Annotated in this window: 23 protein-coding genes; 17 read left to right on the top strand and 6 right to left on the bottom strand. The window is 46.2% G+C overall.

All coding sequences use genetic code 11. The annotated features are described in order from the left end of the window. Positions 1–17 precede the first annotated feature (17 nt). Positions 18–2,471, top strand: coding sequence for a GumC family protein (locus BDI_RS07965; protein WP_011966524.1), 2,454 nt, complete (start codon positions 18–20; stop codon positions 2,469–2,471). Positions 2,472–2,485: 14 nt separating this feature from the next. Next, entirely contained in the window at positions 2,486–3,625 is a 1,140-nt protein-coding gene (locus tag BDI_RS07960; RefSeq protein WP_011966523.1) for an MraY family glycosyltransferase, read from the top strand. 49 nt (positions 3,626–3,674) lie between these two features. Here the strand turns inward: BDI_RS07960 and BDI_RS07955 are convergent, their stop codons facing one another. Together BDI_RS07955 and BDI_RS20870 are read right to left on the bottom strand one after the other, a co-directional pair. Continuing rightward, a complete protein-coding gene (locus BDI_RS07955) occupies positions 3,675–4,121 on the bottom strand; it encodes an N-acetylmuramoyl-L-alanine amidase (RefSeq protein WP_008772489.1) in 447 nt (148 codons plus the stop codon). A 31-nt stretch (positions 4,122–4,152) separates the two neighbouring features. Continuing rightward, a complete protein-coding gene (locus BDI_RS20870; protein ID WP_158303814.1) occupies positions 4,153–4,236 on the bottom strand; it encodes a smalltalk protein in 84 nt (27 codons plus the stop codon). 19 nt (positions 4,237–4,255) lie between these two features. Here BDI_RS20870 and BDI_RS21340 point away from each other — a divergent pair, with 19 nt between their 5' ends. Continuing rightward, positions 4,256–4,378: a hypothetical protein gene (locus BDI_RS21340; RefSeq protein WP_255223120.1), complete on the top strand. Its 123-nt coding sequence runs from the start codon at positions 4,256–4,258 to the stop codon at positions 4,376–4,378. 103 nt (positions 4,379–4,481) lie between these two features. On the opposite strand, the gene BDI_RS07950 is transcribed toward BDI_RS21340, so the two are convergent. Beyond that, the gene (locus BDI_RS07950) at positions 4,482–4,979 is read right to left on the bottom strand and encodes an HU family DNA-binding protein (RefSeq protein ID WP_005855743.1); all 498 of its coding nucleotides are present in this window, start codon (positions 4,977–4,979) and stop codon (positions 4,482–4,484) included. A 229-nt stretch (positions 4,980–5,208) separates the two neighbouring features. Between BDI_RS07950 and BDI_RS07945 the strand changes: the two genes are divergently transcribed. Next, complete coding sequence (locus tag BDI_RS07945) at positions 5,209–5,448, top strand: DUF4248 domain-containing protein (protein ID WP_009017759.1); 240 nt, start codon at positions 5,209–5,211, stop codon at positions 5,446–5,448. A gap of 133 nt (positions 5,449–5,581) precedes the next feature. Here the strand turns inward: BDI_RS07945 and BDI_RS07940 are convergent, their stop codons facing one another. Then, positions 5,582–7,414, bottom strand: coding sequence for a DUF3987 domain-containing protein (locus tag BDI_RS07940; RefSeq protein WP_011966522.1), 1,833 nt, complete (start codon positions 7,412–7,414; stop codon positions 5,582–5,584). A 55-nt stretch (positions 7,415–7,469) separates the two neighbouring features. Further along, the gene (locus BDI_RS07935; protein WP_005855750.1) at positions 7,470–8,033 is read right to left on the bottom strand and encodes a BT4734/BF3469 family protein; all 564 of its coding nucleotides are present in this window, start codon (positions 8,031–8,033) and stop codon (positions 7,470–7,472) included. Between the two features lie 137 nt (positions 8,034–8,170). Here BDI_RS07935 and BDI_RS07930 point away from each other — a divergent pair, with 137 nt between their 5' ends. The 13 genes from BDI_RS07930 (at position 8,171) to BDI_RS07870 (ending at position 23,182) form a co-directional block, all read left to right on the top strand. Then, positions 8,171–8,599: a hypothetical protein gene (locus BDI_RS07930; RefSeq protein ID WP_005855752.1), complete on the top strand. Its 429-nt coding sequence runs from the start codon at positions 8,171–8,173 to the stop codon at positions 8,597–8,599. 69 nt (positions 8,600–8,668) lie between these two features. Then, on the top strand, positions 8,669–8,962 hold the full coding sequence (locus tag BDI_RS07925; protein ID WP_005855753.1) for a nucleotidyltransferase family protein: 294 nt from the start codon (positions 8,669–8,671) through the stop codon (positions 8,960–8,962). Further along, a complete protein-coding gene (locus tag BDI_RS07920; protein ID WP_005855755.1) occupies positions 8,955–9,329 on the top strand; it encodes a HepT-like ribonuclease domain-containing protein in 375 nt (124 codons plus the stop codon). Before BDI_RS07925 ends, BDI_RS07920 begins: the two co-directional genes overlap by 8 nt. Positions 9,330–9,548: 219 nt before the next feature. Then, positions 9,549–11,096, top strand: coding sequence for a lipopolysaccharide biosynthesis protein (locus BDI_RS07915; protein ID WP_011966520.1), 1,548 nt, complete (start codon positions 9,549–9,551; stop codon positions 11,094–11,096). Positions 11,097–11,196: 100 nt separating this feature from the next. After that, entirely contained in the window at positions 11,197–12,135 is a 939-nt protein-coding gene (locus BDI_RS07910; protein WP_011966519.1) for a glycosyltransferase family 2 protein, read from the top strand. A 46-nt stretch (positions 12,136–12,181) separates the two neighbouring features. After that, positions 12,182–13,363 carry an oligosaccharide repeat unit polymerase gene (gene wzy, locus BDI_RS07905; RefSeq protein WP_011966518.1) on the top strand — a complete coding sequence of 394 codons (1,182 nt, stop codon included), beginning with the start codon at positions 12,182–12,184 and terminating at the stop codon, positions 13,361–13,363. Next, the gene (locus BDI_RS07900) at positions 13,354–14,436 is read left to right on the top strand and encodes a glycosyltransferase family 4 protein (protein WP_011966517.1); all 1,083 of its coding nucleotides are present in this window, start codon (positions 13,354–13,356) and stop codon (positions 14,434–14,436) included. The genes wzy and BDI_RS07900 overlap by 10 nt, the downstream gene beginning before the upstream one ends. Before the next feature lie 373 nt (positions 14,437–14,809). After that, the gene (locus BDI_RS07895; protein ID WP_011966516.1) at positions 14,810–15,856 is read left to right on the top strand and encodes a glycosyltransferase; all 1,047 of its coding nucleotides are present in this window, start codon (positions 14,810–14,812) and stop codon (positions 15,854–15,856) included. Continuing rightward, positions 15,853–17,970, top strand: a complete 2,118-nt coding sequence (locus BDI_RS07890) for a bi-domain-containing oxidoreductase (RefSeq protein ID WP_011966515.1) — start codon at positions 15,853–15,855, stop codon at positions 17,968–17,970. The genes BDI_RS07895 and BDI_RS07890 overlap by 4 nt, the downstream gene beginning before the upstream one ends. Then, positions 17,952–19,538, top strand: coding sequence for an alginate lyase family protein (locus BDI_RS07885; RefSeq protein ID WP_009017767.1), 1,587 nt, complete (start codon positions 17,952–17,954; stop codon positions 19,536–19,538). Before BDI_RS07890 ends, BDI_RS07885 begins: the two co-directional genes overlap by 19 nt. Positions 19,539–19,599: 61 nt before the next feature. Next, positions 19,600–20,805: a UDP-N-acetyl-D-mannosamine dehydrogenase gene (wecC, locus tag BDI_RS07880; protein ID WP_011966514.1), complete on the top strand. Its 1,206-nt coding sequence runs from the start codon at positions 19,600–19,602 to the stop codon at positions 20,803–20,805. A gap of 29 nt (positions 20,806–20,834) precedes the next feature. Next, on the top strand, positions 20,835–21,995 hold the full coding sequence (gene wecB / locus BDI_RS07875) for a non-hydrolyzing UDP-N-acetylglucosamine 2-epimerase (RefSeq protein ID WP_011966513.1): 1,161 nt from the start codon (positions 20,835–20,837) through the stop codon (positions 21,993–21,995). Beyond that, positions 21,992–23,182 carry a glycosyltransferase family 4 protein gene (locus BDI_RS07870; RefSeq protein ID WP_011966512.1) on the top strand — a complete coding sequence of 397 codons (1,191 nt, stop codon included), beginning with the start codon at positions 21,992–21,994 and terminating at the stop codon, positions 23,180–23,182. The genes wecB and BDI_RS07870 overlap by 4 nt, the downstream gene beginning before the upstream one ends. Positions 23,183–23,377: 195 nt before the next feature. On the opposite strand, the gene ndk is transcribed toward BDI_RS07870, so the two are convergent. Beyond that, positions 23,378–23,839, bottom strand: a complete 462-nt coding sequence (gene ndk / locus BDI_RS07865; protein WP_011966511.1) for a nucleoside-diphosphate kinase — start codon at positions 23,837–23,839, stop codon at positions 23,378–23,380. Positions 23,840–23,854: the final 15 nt, after the last annotated feature.

The raw sequence follows: 23,854 nt of genomic DNA, 5'->3' as shown, positions 1-23,854 counted from the left end.
ATTGAAAATTTAGAGAGATGGTGGACGATGGTATAAATACAAGCAATAATAATAATAACAATCCGGAGGGGGAGGATCGTGAGATCAATCTTTACGCCGTGTTTTTCAAGTATATGGTTTATTGGCCTTGGTTCGTGGCGAGCGTGCTGGCCTGTTGTATCGGCATGTACGTGTTCCTGCGTTACCAGACGCCGGTGTATAACGTCACGTCGTCGGTGCTGATCAAGGAGGACGAGAAGAAGGGGGCTAACGCCGCCAGCGGCCTTGCCGCCATACAGGACCTCGGCATGCTCTCGATGACGAGCAACTTCGACAACGAGGTCGAGATCCTGAGGTCCCGCACGTTGATCAAGAAGGTGGTGAGTGACATGGGCCTATATATCGACATGGAGGAGTCGAACGCCTTGGGCTTCAACCCCCCGTTATACAAGAACTCCCCCGTTAACGTGTTCATCACCCCCGAGGAGGCGGACCGTCTGGTGGCCCCCGTCGAGCTGCGCATGCGCTACACGAAGGAGGGTCAGCTAACGGTGAGAGCGGAGTACAAGATCGACAAGGAGGGTGACGAGGAGACGATGGAGCAGGGCTTCGACAGGCTCCCCGCCATATTGCCCACCCCCGTGGGGGTTTTCAGTTTCACGGGCATGGATTCCATACCCGAGTTGGAGGGCGGGGAGATCGAGCTGGTGGCCCACGTCCATACGCCCACGTCCACTGCCGAGGCTTACGGCAAGGAGTTGAGCGTGACACCCTCGTCCAAGACGACGACGATCGCCAAGGTATCCTTGAGGAACACGGTGAGGCGACGAGGCGTGGACTTCATCAATCGCTTGGTGTCGTTCTACAACCAGGACGCCAACGACGAGAAGAACGAGGTGGCGCAGAAGACGGCTGAGTTCATCGAGGAGCGCATCGGCATCATCAACGGCGAGCTGGGCACTACGGAGAGCGAGCTCGCTGCCTTCAAGCAACGCTCCGGCCTGACGAATTTGACGAGCGACGCCCAGATGGCTTTGCAGGAAAGCTCGAGGTATGAGCAACAACGTACGGAGAACGCCACGCAGATCAACTTGGTGCAGTATCTCCGCAATTATATCGACGATCCTGCGAACATGGACGAGGTGATCCCTGCCAACGTGGGCCTGCGGGATCAAAACCTCACCTCTGTCATCGACCAGTACAACACGATGATCATCGAGCGCAAGCGCCTGTTGCGCACCTCTTCGGACAGCAACCCGGCCATCATCAACATGAACGCCGGCATCGAGGCTATGCGCCGCAACGTGAGGACGACGGTGAACAGTGTCTTGAAGGGTCTCCAGATCGCCAAGGCGGACATCGACCGTCAGGCGAGCAAGTTCGAGAGCCGCATCAGCGACGCCCCGAGGCAGGAGAAGGAGTTCATGACGATCTCCCGCCAGCAGGAGATCAAGGCCACGTTGTACGTCATGCTGTTGCAGAAGCGTGAGGAGAACGCCATCACGCTGGCAGCCACGGCAAACAACGGCCGCATCATCGAGGAGCCGCTCGCCGATGAGCGTCCTGTCGCCCCGAAGAGGATGGTTTTCATGCTTGCGGCGTTGATCTTGGGCCTGGCGATCCCGGTGGGCATTGTCTACCTTCATGACCTGTTGAAATACAAGATCGAGAACCGTGAGGACGTCGAGGCGATCACGGGCGTGGCTATCTTGGCGGAGCTCCCGTTGGTCAAGAAGACGGGTGAGGGCTCGATCGTGGTGCGTGAGAACAAGAACGACCTGATGGAGGAGATGTTCCGGGGGTTGCGCACGAACCTCTTGTTCATGCTAGGCAAGGACGAGCGTGTGATCCTTTTCAGCTCCACGCAACCGGGCGAGGGCAAGTCTTTCGTCGCTGGCAACTTGGCGGTGAGCTTGGCTTACTTGGGCAAGAGGGTGGTGGTGGTCGGCATGGACATCCGCAAGCCGGGCCTGAACAAGGTGTTCAATATCTCCCGTAAGATGGAGGGCATCACGAACTACCTTAGCGACCCTGATCACGTGGAGTTGTTTGACATGGTCCAGCGATCCGATATCAGCCCTAACCTCGATATCCTCCCGGGCGGTCCCATCCCCCCGAACCCGACTGAGCTGGTCGCCCGTGACGTGCTGGAGAAGGCTATCGCCCGGTTGAAGGAACGCTACGACTATGTCATCTTGGATACAGCCCCTATCGGCATGGTTACGGACACGGCGATCATCGGCCGTGTGGCCGACATGTGCGTGTACGTCTGCCGTGCGGACGTGACACCGAAGGCCGGTTTCAGCTACATCAACGTGTTGCGGCGTGAGCGAAAGTTCCCGAAGCTCGCGACGGTGATCAACGGCTTGGACATGACGAAGCGCAAGAACAGCTACGGCTACGGTTACGGCAAGAAATACGGCTACGGCAAGGGATACGGTTATGGCTACGGCTATGGTTACGGTTTCGAGGCCGGTGACAAGAAGAAATAACTAATACGCAAATCATGCAAATAACATTACTACTACTGTCGGGCTTCCTTTTCTCCGTGCTGTTCGGGATGGTGATCATCCCGAGGATCTTGGTGATCTCCCACAAGAAACGGTTATATGATGTCCCGGATTCCCGTAAGGTACATACGACGCCGGTCCCCCGTCTGGGCGGCCTGTCGTTTTTTCCGGTGATCCTGATGTCCATGTTCCTTGTGATAGGCTTCCGCCTGTACTTTTGGGATATGGGCTCATCGAGCCTGTCGTTCAACATGCTCTATGAGTATCTCTTTCTGTTCGTGGGCATGACGTTACTCTATCTAGTGGGTGTCTGCGACGATCTAGTGGGTGTTGGCTACCGTTACAAGTTCGCCGTCCAGATCGTGTCGGCGTTATTATTAGTACTGTCCGGTAATTGGTTCGGTTCCTTGGGAGGCTTGTTCGGTGTGTACTCGGTTCCCGCTTGGGTGGGGATCCCCGTCACGGTCTTTATCGTGGTGTATATCACGAACGCCATTAACTTGATAGACGGTATCGATGGCTTGGCCTCCGGTTTGTGCAGTATCGCCCTGTCGGTCTTGAGCGTGATCTTCTTTATCCGCATGCAGTATGTGTACGCCTTGTTGGCCATCTGTACGCTGGGAGTCCTCATGCCTTTTTGGTGTTACAACGTCTTTGGCAACGCAAACCGTGGCCATAAGCTCTTTATGGGTGATGCGGGTAGTCTTACGCTGGGCTACGTGATCAGTTTCCTGATCATCCATCTGTGCGTGTCGAACCAAGTCTCACCGGAGTTACCAAATCCCTATATGGTGATCGCTTTCTCCACGGTCTTGGTCCCTTTACTCGATGTGATCCGTGTGGTGCTTCATCGCCTTCGTAATCATCGTAACCCGTTCTTGCCCGATAAGAATCATTTCCATCACAAGCTGCTTCGTACGGGTATGCGTGTACGGATGGTGATGGTGACGATTCTGTGCGTATCTGTTTTTTTCATCGTATTGAATGTCTTATTGGCCATGAAGGTAAACGCCACCTACCTCTTGCTCTTGAACTTGGTTTTATGGTCTATCCTTCACTTGACGATCAACCGCTTCATAACGAGGCATCATAAAGAGCAAGAGCTGAAAGAGATAGGGGGTATTTTTACAAAGTAAGTCGTGAAACCGGACAATCTAGCGAGTGAATGACGAGCCGGTATCTATTTTATAAGACGAGATACTCCTCCCTTGCGTCAAAGCAAGGGCAAGCCTTGCGTATGTAAGGGCTTAATTGGTAATGTCCTAGGATGCGTGCCTCCGGATAGTCCCTTCGTAATTGCCGTAGCAGATCCATCAAGGTACACCGCTGGGCGTAGGTCCGGGTATCAGCTGGACGGCCTTGTTCGTCGAGTCCTCCCTCGTAACATATACCGATACTTTTGTCGTTCCATCCGGCTGCGTGCGCCCCGATCTGATTGACCGGCCGGCAGCGGTGTAATTCCCCGTCCCGTGTGATATAGAAATGATAGCCGATATCGGCGAATCCCCGTGCCTTGTGCGATGAACGGAGCGCCTCCACAGGAAAATCCCTGTCATATCGTGTAGCCGAGCAATGAATTACAAGGAGGCGAACCTCCCTGTAATTCTGGTAGAAACAATAAGCCTTACCCATGATAATTGAAAATTGAAAATTAGAGAATACATTATTGGATGCCAAGTGCTCCCGCGATGGCGGTAGCTACGGCGATGATCACTTTGATAATGGTACTCCATACGGACTTTTTCATGAATTATGAATTTTAAATTATGAGTTATGAATTAGGAATCCCGGCTGATATAAGAGGAAAGCTTCGCTTTCCTTCGGACGGCCTCAGCGGACGGGCGTCAAGCGAAGAGACCGTAGCGAGCGTGAGGAGCATCCCTGTCTGAGCGTAGCGAGTTGGGATGCGACAGCGAGCGTAGGTCTCGAAGTAGCCCGTCAGCGTCAGCCTTGACCTTTTGGTTACTTTTGGGTCAAGCCAAAAGTGACACGTTAGATCTCATCAGGCGACTCCGAATCCCCACCCCCAGCAGCCGGCTTCTTCGAGATATCCACGGTAGTCTCCCCAGCCTTCTCCGCACGGAGCACCGCTTGCTGAGCCTTGCGAGTAGCCACAGGTTGGAACTCCAGCCCGGCGAAGACATTCTTCAAGTCCTCGCCCGGTATATACTGGATACTAACCCCGGTGATGTTTGTAGATGTGAATTTCTCAAGACTCTCCGCACCCTCGTTGAGGATATGGAGCCGGAATTTACCCAGTTCGCCGAAATCCACCTGTTTCCCCTCTTGGAGGGCATCGAGCAGGTTCTCGACAGTGGAGATCAATACCGCCACCACATCCGCCCGGCTGACGGTGGTTTGCATGGATACCCGGCGGCTCAGCTGCTTGAGCGATAGCTCACCATTGATCTGTGCCGTGGCGTACGCTTTCGCCGGCTCGTCTTTCTTGATAGGGTTGGTCCGAAGGGACACGCTGTAATTTAAAGCCATAGATTTGATAATTAAAAATTGATAATTGAAAATTGAAAATGAAATCGATTTGTTTTCGATAACGAATGTACGACATTCGGTTTCCTCTGAAATGAATACCGCTGACAGTGGATGAATAAGGGAGATAAAAGAGGAGATATGCTGAAAAATAAACATCCGTATAGTTGTTCGTGTCGTATGTTTTAAGTATCTTTATACCAATAAGATAAATCTTAAAAATGCGAACGATATGCGAACAGGATATACACAAATCGACGAGTGGCCCGTGCGGCCCTATTCCAAGCGGGAGCTGGCCATGGCCTACGCCCCCGAGATCAGCCCCGTCTCGGCCCTGAACCGGCTGGCGGAATGGATGCGGTATAACGATCGTCTGACCCGGGAGCTTGGTGATACGGGCTACCGCTCGAGGCAACGGGTCTTCACCTCCCTGCAAGTGGAGCTGATCTTCCGTTACTTGGGTCGTCCTTGAGAGGAGACACCGCCACCCGTCGGTATAGGCGAGCGGCGATGCCGGTACTGGCATCAGACAACGCCAGTACTGGCGTAGGGCTGCGACGGTAGTGCTTACGGGCAATGACAGTAGTGGCATTTCCTTCATTCCTTCATTCCTTCGGGCGTCCCTCACGCACACACACGTGCGAGGAGAAAGCGTACTCGCCCCGTGCGGTCTTGATCAGTGTTCCCTTCTCCAGCATCCGTTTGAGGGAGGAGTCGAGTGTTTTCTCGGGTATGCCGTTCTTCGCTGCCTCCTCCACGGCCTGCCGACGGCAGAACATCATTGGGAGGGCATTGAATAAAGCCTGTTCAGGAGAGGTCTGGACAGGGATGGCCTCGGAGGTAGGCAGGAAGCCCAGCACGTAGCTCGAATGGCGGTAAAGAGGCTCTATGAGCGTGAGTACGGCTTGGAAATCCTCGTCGGTGACCCGCAGGTCCAGCTTGGGGACGATACCATCCTTGATATTCTCGATGGGTATCTCCGGGGCGGGGGAGAGACCGGGGGAATTGAAAATGGAAAATTGAGAATTGAAAATTTTTTGTTGGGGAGGGAGGAATTTCTCCAAGGCTCTCAACAGGGCTACTATACTCAGGATCCGGCAGGTATTGATGGCGATACGGGCGACGGCGCTTCGCATGGAACCTCCATAGGCGTAACCGGCGTGGGAGAATAACTGGGCGAACCGTTGGTTGAACAGCTCTTTCTGTTTCTCGGATAGCCTTAGCTGGATCGTTTGGACCGATCCGTTGATCAGGTCCAGTACCTGTTTCCATTGTGTTCCCCATGTGGCGAAGCGTAGGCCGTAATCCTCGCTTTCCGAATCGAATTGGTCCATCCACTCATCGATAGGTGGCATGAAATAGAATAACTGGCGAGAGAACAGGCCGTTCTCCGCCGAGGGGATTAGCGGCTTTACTTGCGCCGGGGTTCCACTTAGCAATACGCTGAGATAAGACTCATCGCATTCCCGGTACTCATGATTAGTACGCCGGTTGAAGGCCAGTCGCTCATGGTCGTGGCATTTACGCAAGGTATCGCTCCAATGGCCGTGATCCGCTCCGATGGCGGTACTCACGGTATCAGCCTCGGTCTCGCAGATCAGCCCCACGCCGTCGGCCTCTATGAGGTTCTCTAAGATACCGGTACCCGAGTTATCGCCGGCTATGAGGAACATCTTGAGGGGCGGTTGTTCCGGCTCGGGCGTCTCGGAGCGTTTCTTGCCGAGTGAGTCCCATCGGTTCTTTTCCTCCCGATAATTCTTTAGGCTGTCTTTGTAGCGGGCCATCATCTCCTCGTGAATAGGTTCAGCTAGGCGCCTGACCCATGTCAAGGCTCCTTTTCCGGAGGCGGGAGGCGCTACGATGAAGGTTTGTAGGCATGGATACATGTATTTTTGTCCGTATAACACCCGTACCCGCTTGTTCAAGGTGCCCCCGAGTACGGTGAATACTCCCAGCAGGAGTATGTCACGCTGGGCGATGGAGTTCCCGCAATCGATCATCTGCTTGATGAACGGGGGCCACGGATAATTCGGGAAAGCGGGTGGCAAGTCCTCACGTGCGTACGTATGTGCGTGTGTGGGTGTGAGAGGGGCTTGAAGGTTTGAAGGATTCTTGTTCTCCCTCGGGTATTGGCGGAAGGTGTCGGCCAGTTGCTTGTCCGTTTTTACGCCGGCAATCTCGGCCCAGTGGAAGACGGAGCCTAATCCGTTGCGCCCGTTGCCCGCTTTGAGGGCGTGGTCGTATAGCTTGTCCGCTTCTTCGTAGACGTATTTCTCGGACAGGCGGCAGATGCGATGAAAGAACGTCCTTCCCGCTTCCCCGCAATCGTTGGCGGTGGCGAAGGCGATCGGCATATACTCTTGGTAAGTGGGAGCGATGTTCGCCCCTTGGTGTTCGATGGCGGCGACAAGCCGCTCTAAATCTGATAATGGGTTCATTTGATTTATAAGTTATAATTTATGATTTAAACTGTCAACAGTCACTTGTCAACTATCAACTCTCCCGCAGCTTAGCGGAGGGATCATGGCAGAGGAAACACGCCCGTGAGAGATCGGCGTTTGAGGCATCCGCATTCAATCCGTATTTCCATTTCAGGTATTCCCATGCCGATAGCCGTGCCTTATCAAAAGATTCCTCTATGGAAGCCTTGGGTGAGAGCCGGTAGGGGACGAGCAGTTTCACGCCTGTGGTGCTTGGGCTGACGAAAGCTAGGTCCGGTCTCAGTTTATTATCGGCGAACAAGGTGTCTCGCCAGTGGAGGGTTTCCTCCGGCGAGGGGAGATGGTCGATATCGATGACAAACTCTCCGGAAAGGAATAACAGGCGGTCTTCCTTGCGATAGGAGAAGACCCCGGCCGGTGTGACGTATGGCAGTAAGTTTTGCTTCAGTTTGCGGAACCGTTTCTCGTCGCTCAAAGCGTCCTGTACGCTGAGCGTTCGTTCTTTCAGCCACTCGTTGGAGGTGATATAGGTATGCAACTGTTTGACACTGGTCACGCCACTCGGCACTTGATTGGAGATGGGGGCGTTGAAAAAGGACATGATACATTCTTTCATTAACTCGTTTGATTTAAAGTTTAGGCTGGTAAAGGAAAGGTAAAAGAGTGAGAAAAAACGGTCCGGTAAGTTATTTGCACCTATCGGTAAGTTATTTGCGCATAAAAGTAATTCGGTGACAGGAAAAAGAAGAAGATATGAGTGAAGAGAAAGCGAGCCCGTGTGTGCTGCACATCCATGGCGAGAACATACAGGTGCTGCCCAACGCCATGTTTGCCATTCAATATATTTGCTTGGACCCGGGAGAAAAGCCGGAGGTCGTTTCGGAAAAAGACGTGAGGCCGGATCCGGAGCCGTGTGATTTATTAGCCTCCTATATCCAAGACGAGGAGGTGCGTCACGACTTCGTAAAGCGAATCGCCCAATGCCCGGATGTGGCCACCCTCTGCCAAACGGTGCTGACCGACCTTTTCAACGAGGTCTTTTGCGACTGCGTGGAACCGGCCAAACTTATCAAGAGCAAGGAATTCATCAACGCCATCATCCCCCTGCTCCCCTTCAAGCAAGGCAAGAGCTTGCGCAATATCCGGCGGGCGATCGTGAAGTATGTGCTGGGGGAGGGGTAGGTGTTTTGGTTTATGAATGATTGCATAATTGGATATTTATTTGTTTCTTTGTCAATATTCTATTTTCTTATGAAGTCGAGACAAGAGATCCTAGCGTTATTAAGAGACTTCAAGGTTCGTAAAGGCAAAAAGTACGGAATCTTGAAGATGGGTATCTTTGGCTCTGTAGCTCGTGATCAACAGACGGAAAGCAGTGATGTGGACATTTATTACGAGGGTGAGGCGCAAGGGCTTTTCTCTCTCTCCCATTTGAAAAATGAATTGGAAGAATTGTTGGGAAGCCCGGTGGATATCATCCGTCTTAGAGACCGGATGAATCAGTTGCTTCGTAAACGAATCGAGAGGGAGGGAATCTATGTTTGATACGGAGTTGGCCTTGGATACCTTGTCGCAGATAAAGGATACTCTTTCAATGATAATGGCAAGAACTTCGCATATTCATAAGGTTGATGATTTTTATATGAATGAGTCTGGTATGATTCTATTGGATAGTGTTTGTATGAAACTTGTCGCTGTAGGTGAGGCAATCAAAAATCTAGACAAAATAACGAATAAGGAATTACTTCTTAAATATCCGGCTGTAAACTGGAAGGATATTAAAGGGATGAGAGATATCATTGTCCATCATTATTTTGATATTGACGCAAGCGTGATACTTTATAGTCTTCAAAAGGAGGTTCCGGATTTGTACTCCACTATTTGTGTTATGCTGAGGGATTTGTCTCGGTGACTTATCACGATAAATATAGTTTAAACTCATTTTAAATCAAGACACTCGTTTTTTGCCCTACTGGTTTACCGGCGGGATGGGAGTGGTTTGTGTACTTGTCTTTATTCCTAGTAAATCAGAGAATAATAAGCGGATAGCGAAGAATACGCTGTTCCTCTACGTGCGTATGCTCTTTATCATGGAGAGCAATTTTTGTATTAAACACAATTCTTTGTAGCAATGGTAACAGACTCACGAACTTCGAAAAGTATAAAAAATAGTTTGGTAGCCTTGGCTTTTTATTTTATTAATCTGGTTCTTCAATTTTTCTCCCGTAAGGTATTCTTGGATTATCTTGGGGCAGAGATCTTGGGACTGAATACTACGGCTACCAATTTGCTTCAGTTCTTGAACCTTGCGGAATTAGGAATAGGATCAGCCATTGCTTGTACATTATATAAGCCTTTATTAGAGAAGGATACGGTTGCTATCAATGAGATTGTTTCCTTGCAAGGCTGGTTGTATCGGCGTATCGCATGGATCGTGATAGTGGGAAGTCTCGTGTTGATGGCGTTTTTCCCTTGGATCTTCGCTAAGATGCCGTTACCCTTATGGTATGCGTATGCTTCTTTCGGAGTGCTGCTAGTTAGTGCATTGCTGAGTTATTTTGTTAATTATAAGCAGATCGTTTTATCCGCTGACCAGAAAGAGTATAAGATCCAGTATAGCTATAAGGCCTCGATGTTGATTAAAACCCTTTGTCAGATATTGGCGATTCGATATTTGAGAGACGGTTATGTATGGTGGTTGGTATTGGAGATTGTGTTTGCGATCGTAGCTTCGTTGGTGTTAAATAGAATGGTCCGGCAGACTTATCCATTTCTAGAAACTAAATTAGGACGAGGTCGGGAATTATCGAGAAAGTATCCAGCTATTATTAAGAAAGTTAAGCAATTGTTTTTTCATAAGATCGGTAGCTTTGCTTTGACACAAACTAGCCCGATCATTATTTACGCCTACACTACACTAACTGTAGTGGCGTTATATGGCAATTACATGTTGGTTATCCTTGGGATTCAAACTTTGATGACTGCCATTTTTAATAGCATGAACGCAGGAATTGGGAATTTAGTGGCAGAGGGAAATCGTAAACAGATTATGTCGGTGTTTGAGGAATTATTCTCTGTTCGTTTTCTATTCACTTGTATAATGTGTTTTGGAGTGTTTATGTTGACTCCTTTATTTATAATACTTTGGGTGGGTAATGAATATGTGATGGATACCATGACATTGCTATTGATGACTGTTACTTTGTTTATTCAATTAAACCGTACGACCGTGGATGCTTATATCAATGCTTATGGTTTGTTTGGTGATATTTTTGCTCCAGTTACGGAGGCTTCTATCAATATCTGTTTGTCTGTGTTATTAGGATATTTTTGGGGGTTAAATGGTGTATTGTTGGGTGTGTTGATAAGTTTATTTCTTGTTGTTTTTTGTTGGAAACCTTATTATTTGTTTCGAAAAGCTTTGAAACAACGATTGAAATTGTATATAATTATGTACGTTAAGCATTTAAGTGTTGCAATTGTTAGTATAATACTTATTTATTCTGTATTGAAATTTGTCCCAATGCACTCATTTGAAAGTGCTTTATCTTCTTTTGTATATGGAGTGTTTATTACAATTTTGTATACACTCATTCTTTTATCTATGTTTTATTTTTTAGGACTTGGTTTGAATCGCTTTATTCGAAGAATTCAAAGTATGATGAATGGGAGAAAATAGTATAGTGATATATAGGTTGTATGATACATTAAAAAGTTAGCTAAGATAGGCTGTATGGTTTATAATATTCAAAGTAAAAAATGTTTAATAAATATAACAAATGATACCTGTAATTTCTATTATTGTTGCTGTTTACAAAGCGGAATCCTGCTTGCGGCGTTGTGTAGACAGCCTGCTAGCACAGACTTTTCAAGACTATGAAATTTTGCTGGTAGATGATGGGAGTCCCGATCGTTCCGGAGAAATTTGCGACGAGTATGCCCGGAAGGACAATCGTGTCCGTGTATTCCATAAAGAGAATGGTGGAGTAGCGTCCGCTCGACAGTGTGGAATGAACAATGCAAGAGGCGAGTACGTGATACACGCTGACCCAGATGACTGGGTGGAACCGAATATGCTGGAGGAACTATACGGAAAGGCAAAAGAAGAAAATGCAGATATGATAATTTGTGATGTATGGCGGGATACTTCCAAGAAATCTACTTACGTGAAGCAACGGTTATTTATATTAGAGCATTGTGTGATGCTAAAAGATGTGTTCCAGCAGCTGCATGGCAGCTGCTGTAACAAGCTCGTTAAGCGAGCTTGTTACAGCAAATATGATGTGAATTTTCCGGAAGGGTTGTCATATGGAGAAGATACTTATGTCAGTGTATGCCTGTTGGCACATCCTATAAAGATGGCATATGTACCAAAAGCATTTTATCATTATGTCCAAAATGTAAATTACAGCTCGTTAACACGTCGTCCTGTGAAAATTTTGGTAGAGCAATGTGAAAAACTCTGCGATTTACTTCGTTGCAAATTATCAGAGAATCAATTTAAAGAAATTTATCCTGCTTTACGATATAGGCAAGCATGTGTTATCCTAACATCTGCAGGAGAAAACCCATATATCGTAACATTTAAAAAAGATTTTGAAGGTGTGAGAAAAGCTATTCTTCATCAAAACTTCTCTTTTAAGAGGAAGACTCTTTTTTGGATAGCATTCTATATATCACCTTATATTGCACGTTTTTTTTATACTTTTTGTCGTTAACTATTGTTGAATCTTATCATAAACAGTTAGCAATTTTATTAGTTTTATGTCTGATGTCTCAAGAATAGATACATATGGTGCAAAGCTGGTTTTACTGCCATATATGTTGGCAATAATTGGCAGTTGTTTGTATACCATTATATTGGGAGTGTATAACGGGGATTTCATACAACGTGATGTGTTATTTCCGTTACCTGCTTTGTTGGTTATAGCTGTATTGACTATCATTCCTTATATAGGTATATATGGATTGTATAAACGGTATAGGTCTAAAGAGACAGAAAATGTACCCGATAAGTTCAAGGTTGCGATAATTCGCAATATTACATGGCTTTTATTGTTGGTTCATATAGGTCTACTCTTTACTGGATATGGCCAAATGGGAACTTCGATAGAAATAGACGGCGGATTTTTTTCTTATATCCGTTCGGCTTTCTTCAAGTTGATGGTACGTCCATGGGTTATTGCTTATTTGCTGATTTCCAATAGCCGTAAAAATCTTGCTGTAACTGTTCTTTTGTTTTCTATTCACACGATTCTTGCTCATTCTTTAGGAGGGTTCTTTATTCTATTACTCATCTTATTGTTTAGGCAAGGCAAGAAGGTGAAATCTTTTGTGAAGCGAAATTTCTTGTTTGTATTAGCGATACTCTATTTGGTTCCGATTGTTGTCTCTTCCGCTTATAATGTTCGTGCACAATTAAGGGGACAAGGAGGGATGAGTGAAACTTCAAACATTGATATAATGGTTGGGAAATTATGTGGACGAATAAGTAGTTTTTCCAACAGTGCCTATATTTTACAGAACTCGTCACAAAATGTTTATGATTTGGAATTAATCCCCGATTTTTTTTACTTTTATGATACATTACATTATTGGGGATACAGACCTGAGTTTAAGAGTACTGGATTCTATGTGGAAGAGCAAATAAAGCATTCAAAATTAGAAAACAGTTCAACTATGCCTGGTGTCATAGGGGTTTTAATAATGTCATATGTTAAATCTCCTTACATATTTCTTTTTAACCTGTTTCTGATGACTTTTCTTCTTATTATAATATTTAATCTAACAAAGAGGATAGGATTTCCAAATGCTTCTGGAATTGCTTATATTTTAACAATAGAGTTTGCTACAAGTGGAGATATTTCAGCTCTTTCTAATACTATATATACCCTGCTGATAATATGGTTTACATTGTCTATATCAAACATAATAATATGGAAATGAAAAAGAAAAAGAAAGTACTTGTGTTATATCCATCGGGGAATTATCTATATCCTACGACAGGAGGAGAATTATATGATTCTTATCTTTTTAAAAGAATACTTTTTTCTGGACAGATAGATATGTCCTTTTTTACAAAGGATCATACTAGACACATTAATAAGTGGTTGTTGCCTGCATACATACTCTGGTCGTGTAGGAGAATCGGTTCATACGATGCTGTATTCTTAAATAGCAGTTGGTTTGCTCAATCTATTTGGTTGCTTTATTTTTTCAGAATATTTTATCCTAAGTTGAAAGTCTACGTTATTCATCATCATTTTCGGTATCAGGAAATGTCTGGAATAAAAAGACTATTACAATACATGTTGGAATGGCTGGGGCTGGGGGTGTCTTTCGCTGTTATAACTCCCAATCCATATACGCATTCCTTGATAAAGCAGATGAGACCAGATAGTCGTACTGTTTTTCTCGAAATGGCATTCAAGAAAGATGTTCCAACATCTTCTTGCTATGTGTTAAAACGGTTATTATTTGTTGGTACTGTATATCAACGGAAAGGACTTTTATATCTACTGGAGGCAATAGGACAGATGTCTGAAAAGGAAAGATCTGGGATTCATTTGGATATTGTGGGAGATCTTTCTTACAAAAAATACTATAAACGTCTGTTGTCTTTGGTTCACTTATATGGGTTGGAGGATGTTGTAACTTTTGTAGGACGTATATCAGATGAAGAATTGAAGTCATATTATTCTCGAGCATATTGTTTTGTATTTCCGTCTTTGTTGGAAGGTTATGGTATGGTGTTAATTGAAGCAATGTCTTACGGACTGCCAGTGATAGCGTTTGACAATTCAGCTATACCTTTTACAGTAAAAAATGATAGAAATGGCATATTAGTGAGGGATAAAAATATATTGGATCTTAAAAAATCCATTTTAAAACTATGTGTAGATACAGATTACCATCGGAAATTGTGTGATGGTGCTCTAGATACTTATCGCAATGCTCGTTCTCTTTCTGATTTGGATGTAGATATAGAAAATTTTGTAATAAAGGAACTAATAAACTAAATCAATATGGAAGTGATTCCGGAGTGTGAATATTTATTACTTATTATAGTTTACTTGGTGATAAACTCTCAATAAAGGGCTCATAGTTAAAAGTAATACATTCGTTACTTACAAAAAATAAAAATTATGTATAGCATCGAATATTTAGAACGATTTTTTTAGTATCAATCAGAGGTATCACCAAGTAGTGACTCTCTTAAGTCCTTTTGTGAAAAGAATAAAGTGCCCTGTAATATCTTTAAAAGTGGTATAAGGTTATTCGTGAAAGAATAGCCGAGGTAAAGGTTGACGCTAGGAGGATCCATCTTTCAGTAATTCTCCTCGTTCTTTCATTACTATAGATGAATATTTAATATCTAATAAATAAGTTGTAATGAATTCTATTAATATTATTAATATTCTAGGAGTTTATCCTCCGCCTTTAGGAGGTGTGTCTATTCATGTTAAGCGATTAATACATGGCTTAAATAAATATAGATTAATCTTTCTAATAAATTATGGATCTAAAGTGAAAGGTTTTGAATATATAGAAAATATACATTCATTGCCATTTTATATTTTTTCTTTATTGTGGAAGAGAAGAAGGATTATACATGTTCATTCAAATTCATATGTAATATTTTTACTCCTTTTGCTATTTGGAATTCGTCATAAGATTGGTGTGACATTACATAATCAAAGAATAGCGAGGATGAAGTCTTCGTTTAAACAATTTGTGTTTACATCGTTTTTTCATAGAGCGGATTTTATTATTTTGAATAGTAAAAAGTATTCAGATATTCTTGTTCAAAAGTATAGATTGTCAGAAAATCGATTGCATGTGATTCCTGCTTTTATTCCTCCGATGAAGTCTGAGTCTTGTGGATTGCCAAAGGGGGTGTTAGAATTTAGAAAAAAATGTAATTATCTGATTTCTGCAAATGCTTTTCGTTTGGTTGTTGAAGATGGTTTGGATTTATATGGATTAGATCTTTTGATAGACTTGATTTATGATTTAAGGAAGGATGGTATTAATGCAGGTTTGTTATTCTGTTTGCCAGAAATAGGTAATAAAAAATATTATGAGGAGCTTCAGAAAAGAATTGAGAATTATCATTTAAAAGAGTATGTGAAGATAGTTTCTGGTATAATACAAAACGCATTTGAATATTGGAAGATTTCAGATGTTTTTATTCGTCCTACTACTACTGATATCGAGGGGATATCTGTAAAAGAGGCTTTGTGGGTAAATACTCCTGCTATAGCAAGTGATGTATGTGAGAGACCTGCGGGAACATTACTTTTTGAAAACAGAAACTATTTAGATTTAAAGGATAAAGTGTTGAAAATCTATAAGAAGGATAAATATGAGACTATAGATTTTAGAGAAAATGTACCTGATGTTGTAAATGAAATATTGAAAATATATAATTCTTTATGAAACAAATAATTCAAGACCTCAAATCCGGATCAACCATCTTGGAAGAAGTTCCTGTTCCTCAAGTAAAATCCGGCTATGTTTTAATCCAAACGACTCGTACGCTAGTATCTTTAGGAACGGAGCGTATGCTCGTGGAGTTCGGAAAGGCGAACCTGATTGATAAGGCACGGCAACAACCGGATAAGGTGAAGCAAGTTTTGGACAAGATAAAGACGGATGGTTTACAACCGACACTGGAGGCCGTGTTCAATAAGCTAGGGCAGCCTTTGCCTTTGGGATATTGCAATGTCGGACGTGTAGTAGCAGTCGGGAAAGGTGTTGCGGAATTCAAGGTGGGCGATCGGGTGGCCTCGAACGGGAACCATGCGGAGTTTGTTTGTGTGCCGAAGAATCTGGTGGCGAAGGTGCCGGATGATATAACGGATGAGGAAGCGGCCTTTACGGTGATTGGCTCGATTGGTTTGCAGGGAATCCGCTTGCTGAATCCTCAGTTGGGAGAGACGGTTGTGGTGGTCGGTCTGGGATTGATCGGTCTGGTGGCGGCGCAGTTGTTGAGAGCGAACGGCTGTAAGGTTATCGGGGTGGATTTTGACCAGCAGAAGGTGGATATGGCCGCCTCGAAGGGAATCGTGGCTGTTAATCCGGGCAGAGGTACGGATCCGGTAAGGTTCGTGGAGGATTATACGGGGGGTATCGGTGCGGATGGTGTCTTGATCACGGCCTCCACGCAAAACCATGAGGTGATCCATCAAGCGAGTGAGATGTCCCGTAAGAGGGGACGGATCGTTTTGGTGGGTGTTGTCGGATTGAATATGCGAAGGGATGACTTCTATAAGAAGGAGTTGAGTTTTCAGGTATCTTGCTCGTATGGGGCCGGACGTTATGACGAGGAATATGAGAACAAGGGGCACGATTATCCGTTGGCTTATGTCCGCTGGACGGAAAAGCGTAATTTTGAGACGATACTCCACGCGATCTCTTCCGGATCGTTGGATGTCAAGTCGTTGATAACGGAAGAGGTGGACTTGGCCGATTATGAGGAGATTTACGGCGATATGCGTAAGAAAGGATCGATCGCTTCCATATTACGTTTTCCCGCTGATTCGAAGATGGAGTCAGTTGTCTCTATCGGCAGTAATGCCTTTGTGAGTGGAAATGGCAAGATCGGGATTATTGGGGCGGGTAATTATACCTCCGCCATGATCATACCTTGCTTGGCTAAGGCCCATGCTAGAATCAAGTATATAGCGAGCGCCCAAGGATTGTCCGCCAAGATATTGGCGAGGAAGGCGGGGGCGGAGAACGCCACGTCGGACTATCAAAATATATTGAAAGATCCGGAGGTGGATTTGGTGATGGTCACGACACGCCATAACCTGCATGCCCGGATGGTGATAGAGGCTTTACGGAATGGGAAAAGCGTATTCGTGGAGAAACCGTTATGCTTGAATGAGACGGAATTGGATGATATCATACGGGCTTATCAAGGGGCTCCTGAGGGCACGACCTTGACGGTTGGTTTTAACCGGCGTTTCTCTCCGTTCGCCGAGAAGATGAGGCGATTGCTAGGTGACGGACCTAAAAATATAGTGGCGACGATGAACGCCGGATTTATCCCGCGGGAAGTGTGGGTGCATGATCTTGAGATAGGTGGAGGGCGGATCATTGGAGAGGCTTGCCATTTTATCGATCTATGTTCCTTCTTGGCGGGCTCGGAGGTCGTGGCGGTCTGCATGAATGCGTTAGGCGAAAATCCGGAGGAGAATACGGATAATGCCAGCATATTGCTTCGTTACGCGAATGGGACGAACGCCGTGATCAATTACTTTGCGAACGGCTCGAAATCGTACGCCAAGGAACGTGTGGAGGTTTTTTCTCAGGAGAGGGTCTTGGTCTTGGATAACTGGCGTAAATTGACCGGGTATGGTTTTAAGGGTTTCTCATCGATGAAGGCCGGTATGGATAAAGGGCAAAAACGTCAATTTACGTTGTTGAATGAACGTATCCGGGAGGGCGGTGAGCCATTGATTCCATTTGAGAGTATATTGAATACGACGAAAGCTACTTTCGCTTGCATTACGAGCTTGAAAGAGAGATGTTGGGTGAATCTCTAAAATTATATATTTCTACTCTTCGGAACTTGAGATCTCGCCAAGTTCGTTATCAAGTCTGGTATAGGCTACGGGCATATATTAGGAAATACAGGAGCTTTCGGTATGTATTGTCATTACCGAGAGTGGGACATCCTTTGTCTTTTAAACTTTTCATCTCGAAATATACGGACTTGGATAGTGTTACGGGGCATTTCTCTTTCTTGGGTACGGAATCCGCTTTTCTAGGATGGAACGATGAGAGCTTTGGTAAGTTATGGTCCTATAATCTAAATTATATGGACTACCTTCATCAAGAAACTATATCTTTCGAACAGGCCGTTTGCTGGATCGATAAGTTTGTCGATGAAATAGAGGGGAATAGGAATGGTCTGGAACCTTATCCGATCGCTTTACGAGGCATCAATTGGATCAAGTTCCTGTCGAAATATCATCCTTATATTCTGGCTGAGAATAAACGAAAATGGGATTCCTCCTTGTATGCCCAATATCAGATTTTACTGGATAATCTGGAATATCATCTTTTAGGGAATCACTTATTGGAAGACGCTTTCTCCTTGTTATGGGCCGGGCTTTATTTTAAGGATGAGCCGATCTATCAAAAGGCGAAAGGCTTATTGTTGCGGGAACTGGAAGAGCAACTCCTTCCGGATGGCGCTCATTACGAGCAATCACCGATGTATCATTGTATATTATTGGATCGATTGCTGGATTGCTATAATGTCTCTGTAAATAATTTGCGGTTTATAGGGCAGGAAGGTTTGAATGAACGCTTACGAGAAAAAGCCGGTGGTATGTTGGGACATTTAGCCTCTGTCGTTTATAAAGATAATACGATACCTCTCCTGAATGATTCCGCTGAGGGAATCGCGCCTTCTCCGACTCAATTGTTTGCATACGCTAAGCGATTGGATATGGACTGGGAAAAGCTTCCGATGGGAGCGTGTGGCTATCGAAAATTGATGGCGGGCCATTGGGAGGCTATCGTGGATGTTGGAGACATAAGGGCCTCTTACCAACCCGGCCATTCGCATGCGGATACGTTCAATTATGAGTTGCGGATAGGGGGTAAGCCTTTCGTTATGGATACCGGAATTTCTACGTATGAAAAGACAGCCCGTAGGCAATACGAGCGTGGCACGGCGGCCCATAATACGGTGGTGCTAGGGGATAAGAACTCTAGCGAGGTATGGGGAGGCTTTCGTGTGGGGAGGCGGGCAAGGGTGACGCTTCTTAAAGATTCTCCGAATGAGGTAGAGGCTTGGCATGATGGTTTTGGCTCATTGGGTAGGCATCTGCGAAAATTTACGATTGATAAGGATCGTTTTAGGATAGAGGATTCTGTCTCAACAGCCGTGAAAGCCGTAAGCTTGATCCATCTGGCTCCGGATGTGGAGATCATATCTTGTTCACGAAATGAGATAGTGACGAGTATCGCGGCGATAAGAGTGGCCGGCGCATCCTCTGTCGAGATTGTAGATGACCAAGTGTCATTTACGTATAACCGTTTTCACCTATCTAAGACAATTCGTATTCATTTTGTGAAGAGACTTTCTTATACAATCGGTTGATCGTTATTGGACCATTCTTGATCTGCCTAATATCTTACTTAAAAAATAACACATATTTCTTATGAAAGCATGTTTCATGGGGTTGGGCTATATTGGCCTGCCCACGGCTATTATTGCCGCAAAGCACGGGGTGGAGATCGCCGGCGTGGATATTAACGCTCAAGTGGTGGAGGTTACCAACCAGGGGAAATTGCATATCATCGAGCCGGGTATGGAGGAGATGTTGCGGGAGGTACTGGCCTCCGGACATTTCAAGGCGTACACCGAGCCTCGGGTGAGCGACGCTTATTTCATGGTGGTACCCACTCCTTTCAAGGGGGATCATGAGCCGGACGTATCGTTCGTTGAGTCGGCTACCCGTATGGTGCTTCCTTTGTTGAAGGAGGGGGATTTGTACGTGATCGAGTCTACATCGCCGGTGGGGACGACCGAACGGATGGCTAGGTTGATTTTCTCGGAGCGGCCGGAACTGGAGGGCAAGATCTATATCGCTTATTGCCCGGAGCGGGTGCTTCCGGGTAACGTGATCCATGAGTTGGTGCATAACGACCGGGTCATCGGCGGCATGGACGAGGCCTCCACCCGTAAGGCGATGGAGTTCTACGGCCAGTTCGTGAAGGGTACGCTTCACCCAACGAATAGCAAGACGGCCGAGATGTGTAAATTGACCGAGAACTCAAGCCGGGACGTACAGATCGCTTTCGCCAATGAGCTGTCGTTTATTTGTGATAAGGCCGGGATCAATGTGTGGGAGCTGATCGATTTGGCGAACAAGCATCCCCGTGTGAATATCTTACGGCCGGGTTGCGGAGTTGGCGGTCATTGCATAGCGGTGGACCCTTATTTCATCACGGCGGAGTTTCCGATGGAGAGCCGTATGATCTCGACGGCCCGTGAGACGAATAATTACAAGGCTTTCTGGTGCGCTGAGAAAGTGAGGAACGCCATGCTGCGGTTTGAGTTGAAGCATGGGCGTAAGCCGGCGGTGGCAATGATGGGCTTGGCTTTCAAGCCTGATATCGATGACTTACGTGAATCGCCGGCCAAGGGAATAACGACGAAGGTGTTGCAATCGTGCAACAACGCTGATATCATGGTGGTGGAGCCGAACGTTTCGGAGCATAAGTTGTTTAAGCTGACCCCTTATAAGGAGGCATACGAGAAGGCGGATATAGTGGTCTTCTTGGTGAATCATAGGGAGTTTGCGGGGTTGAATTATCGGGATGACGTGGAGGTGCTGGACTTTTGCGGGACATTCAAGAAATAATCGTTCGCTAAATAGAAGAATACGCAGTAATGAGAAAAATAATGTTAGTATTCGGGACCCGTCCCGAGGCGATCAAGATGGCTCCGCTGGTGAAGGAGTTCCAAAAACATCCGGAGTCGTTCGAGACCATCGTGTGCGTTACCGGACAGCATCGGGAAATGTTGGATCAAGTGTTAAAATTGTTCGAGATCACGCCGGATTATGATTTGAATATCATGAGGCAGGGTCAGGACTTATATGACGTGACCGCCCGTGTCCTTACCGGTATGCGTGACGTGTTGCGTGAGGCGACACCCGATGTCGTGCTGGTGCATGGGGATACCACCACGAGCACGGCGGCCGCCTTGGCCGCTTTCTACCAACAGATACCTGTAGGTCATATAGAGGCCGGCCTTCGTACCCACAACATCTATAGCCCATGGCCGGAGGAGATGAACCGTCAGGTCACGGGGCGTATCGCCACGTATAATTTCGCACCCACGCGGTTGAGCAAGCAGAACTTGATGCGAGAGGACGTGAATCCGGACTCAATCTTGGTTACCGGCAATACGGTGATAGACGCCTTACGGCAAGTGGTGACTAAGATAAAGACGGACGCTGAGCTGGACAAGGAGTTGGAAGGCGTGCTTTTACGTTCGGGGTATGACGTGAACCGTCTGGTTGAGGGTAAGAGATTGGTGTTGATCACGGGTCATCGCCGGGAGAACTTCGGTGATGGATTCATCCATATGTGTACCGCTATCAAGGACTTGACCCGGAAGTATCCGGAGGTGGATTTTGTCTATCCTATGCACTTGAATCCTAATGTGCGCAAGCCGATTCACGAGGTATTCGGCGAGGATCTTTCTCATTTGGAGAATATGTTCTTCATTGAGCCATTGGAATATCTGTCGTTTGTCTATCTGATGGAGAAATCAACGATAGTGCTGACCGATAGCGGCGGTATCCAAGAGGAGGCCCCCGGATTGGGCAAGCCCGTGTTGGTGATGCGTGATACGACCGAGCGTCCGGAGGCTCTCGCGGCAGGTACGGTGAAACTGGTCGGAACGGACTATGATAAGATCGTGAGCGAGGTCTCGGCGTTGCTTGATGATACTGTTTATTACGATGCGATGAGCAAGGCGGTTAATCCCTATGGGGATGGATTGGCTTGCGGAAGGATCGTGGAATTTTTGAACCGGAAGGAATGAGGGTCTTGATCGTTTCTCCCTCTTATCTTCCAGAGATCGGTGCGGCACCCTCACGCATTACGAACATGGCGGAGGGACTGTCTGGCTTAGGGATAAAGGTGGATGTGTTGACTTGCTTACCCAATTATCCCAAGGGACGTATCTTTGATGGATATAGGGGGGCTTTTTCCAAGACAGAGGATGTAAACGGGATAACGGTCTTCAGGTACTGGACGTATGCCTCGATCTCGAAGAAACCGTTGGTCCGTCTTGCCAGTATGTGCGCTTTCGCCACGACCCTTTGGTGTTTCGCTCTCAAGCGTAAGCGTATAAAATCTTATGATAAGGTGATCATCCAGACCCCTCCTGTTTTGGCGGCGGCCTCGGCCATGTTGCTTTTTCGTTGCTGCTACCGGAAAAAGGTGGTACTGAACGTCTCAGACCTTTGGCCATTGTCGGCCGTGGAGCTGGGGGCCATGAAAGAGGGGGGCGTTTATCATGGGGTGATGGGGCGTATCGAGCGGTTCCTTTATCGTAAGGCCACGGCCTGTCAAGGGCAGAGTAAGGAGATCGTGGATTATATAAAACGGTATGAGCCGGGCAAGGCCTCGTTCTTGTATCGGAATTTGCAGCATCGTTTTGTTTTACCGAATCAAACCCCTTCTTCTCGAAAGCCTTTCAGGATCGTCTATGCCGGTTTGCTGGGCGTGGCGCAGAATATATTGGAGTTGATAGAGTGTGTCGATTTTAAAGGGATGGGAGCGGAGCTTCATTTATTTGGAGGGGGCAATCAAGCCTTGGAGATAGAGGATTATGTGAGGACACATGATAAAGGGGTCTTTTATCATGGCTCTTTGCCCAAGGAACGGATGCGTGAGGAGCTTACACGTTACCATGCCTCCATTATCCCCTTGACGGTTCGTATAAGGGGGGCGGTACCTTCTAAATTATTTGATTTGCTGCCGTTAGGCGTTCCTATCTTGTTTTGTGGAGGCGGCGAGGGCGAGGAGATTGTAAAGGAGAATCAGTTGGGCCTTGTCTCGGCCCCCGGAGATTATGAGCGACTTTCTAAAAATGTACAAGCCATGAGCCACTTGCCGGATGAGGAGTATCGACAGCTAAAAGCGAACTGCTTAAGATTATCCCAGACGACTTTCTGTTTTGAAAGGCAACTGGAGGTGTACAAACGTTTTTTATCGGCTTTCTAATTTCAGGATGAAATCCCTTAAACATTTTGCAGGGATGCCCTGTTATAGATATAGTAGTGTGTTTTTCATGGTATTAGATTTTTAGATTAGTAATTAGGTTGTTCATTCAGTTCGGGAGAATAGGATGTTGGTTTCTAAATATGAGAGCCGGAAAGGTGAGAATGATTTCTCTCGTTTCCGGCTATTCTTTTTTATTTAAAACTCGTCATTGGCGTAAAGACTCAATAGGTTTTTCAGCTCATAATCGAATATCTCGTCATCCTTGAAGAAGCGTTTCAATTCGATCTCGGCTGTCTCCGGTGAGTCTGATGCGTGTACGATATTCTCTTGTACGCTCATACTATAATCTCCCCGTATCGTACCGGGAGCGGCGTTTCTACCATTGGTAGTGCCGGCCAAGGTTCTTACTACATGTATGGCATCTACCCCTTCCCAGCAACATACAATTACCGGGCATACACTCATTGCGTCCTTGATACGTTGGAAGAAAGGCTTTTCTTTCAGGTGGGCGTAGTGCTCACTCAAGATCTCGTCAGTTAGCCAAACCATCTTCATGCCGGCCAGACGGAGTCCCTTCTTTTCGAAACGGGTTACGATTTCACCGATCAGCCCTCGCTGAACGGTACAAGGCTTTAAAATAACCAATGTTTTTTCCATAAGATTTATATTAAA

Origin of the sequence: Parabacteroides distasonis ATCC 8503 (genome assembly GCF_000012845.1) — a bacterium.
GTDB lineage: Bacteria > Bacteroidota > Bacteroidia > Bacteroidales > Tannerellaceae > Parabacteroides > Parabacteroides distasonis.
This window is presented reverse-complemented; position numbering and strand designations above follow the sequence as displayed.

Coding starts and splice junctions, on each gene's coding strand:
- BDI_RS07965 (WP_011966524.1), top strand. CDS start 18: ATGGTGGACGATGGTATAAATACAAGCAATAATAATAATAACAATCCG.
- wecC (WP_011966514.1), top strand. CDS start 19,600: ATGAAAGCATGTTTCATGGGGTTGGGCTATATTGGCCTGCCCACGGCT.
- BDI_RS07870 (WP_011966512.1), top strand. CDS start 21,992: ATGAGGGTCTTGATCGTTTCTCCCTCTTATCTTCCAGAGATCGGTGCG.
- BDI_RS07915 (WP_011966520.1), top strand. CDS start 9,549: ATGGTAACAGACTCACGAACTTCGAAAAGTATAAAAAATAGTTTGGTA.
- BDI_RS07955 (WP_008772489.1), bottom strand. CDS start 4,121: ATGGGTAAGGCTTATTGTTTCTACCAGAATTACAGGGAGGTTCGCCTC.
- ndk (WP_011966511.1), bottom strand. CDS start 23,839: ATGGAAAAAACATTGGTTATTTTAAAGCCTTGTACCGTTCAGCGAGGG.
- BDI_RS07925 (WP_005855753.1), top strand. CDS start 8,669: ATGAAGTCGAGACAAGAGATCCTAGCGTTATTAAGAGACTTCAAGGTT.
- BDI_RS07960 (WP_011966523.1), top strand. CDS start 2,486: ATGCAAATAACATTACTACTACTGTCGGGCTTCCTTTTCTCCGTGCTG.
- BDI_RS20870 (WP_158303814.1), bottom strand. CDS start 4,236: ATGAAAAAGTCCGTATGGAGTACCATTATCAAAGTGATCATCGCCGTA.
- BDI_RS21340 (WP_255223120.1), top strand. CDS start 4,256: ATGAGTTATGAATTAGGAATCCCGGCTGATATAAGAGGAAAGCTTCGC.
- BDI_RS07895 (WP_011966516.1), top strand. CDS start 14,810: ATGAATTCTATTAATATTATTAATATTCTAGGAGTTTATCCTCCGCCT.
- BDI_RS07920 (WP_005855755.1), top strand. CDS start 8,955: ATGTTTGATACGGAGTTGGCCTTGGATACCTTGTCGCAGATAAAGGAT.
- BDI_RS07935 (WP_005855750.1), bottom strand. CDS start 8,033: ATGAAAGAATGTATCATGTCCTTTTTCAACGCCCCCATCTCCAATCAA.
- BDI_RS07910 (WP_011966519.1), top strand. CDS start 11,197: ATGATACCTGTAATTTCTATTATTGTTGCTGTTTACAAAGCGGAATCC.
- wecB (WP_011966513.1), top strand. CDS start 20,835: ATGAGAAAAATAATGTTAGTATTCGGGACCCGTCCCGAGGCGATCAAG.
- BDI_RS07930 (WP_005855752.1), top strand. CDS start 8,171: ATGAGTGAAGAGAAAGCGAGCCCGTGTGTGCTGCACATCCATGGCGAG.
- BDI_RS07940 (WP_011966522.1), bottom strand. CDS start 7,414: ATGAACCCATTATCAGATTTAGAGCGGCTTGTCGCCGCCATCGAACAC.
- BDI_RS07950 (WP_005855743.1), bottom strand. CDS start 4,979: ATGGCTTTAAATTACAGCGTGTCCCTTCGGACCAACCCTATCAAGAAA.
- BDI_RS07885 (WP_009017767.1), top strand. CDS start 17,952: ATGTTGGGTGAATCTCTAAAATTATATATTTCTACTCTTCGGAACTTG.
- BDI_RS07945 (WP_009017759.1), top strand. CDS start 5,209: ATGCGAACAGGATATACACAAATCGACGAGTGGCCCGTGCGGCCCTAT.
- BDI_RS07890 (WP_011966515.1), top strand. CDS start 15,853: ATGAAACAAATAATTCAAGACCTCAAATCCGGATCAACCATCTTGGAA.
- wzy (WP_011966518.1), top strand. CDS start 12,182: ATGTCTGATGTCTCAAGAATAGATACATATGGTGCAAAGCTGGTTTTA.
- BDI_RS07900 (WP_011966517.1), top strand. CDS start 13,354: ATGGAAATGAAAAAGAAAAAGAAAGTACTTGTGTTATATCCATCGGGG.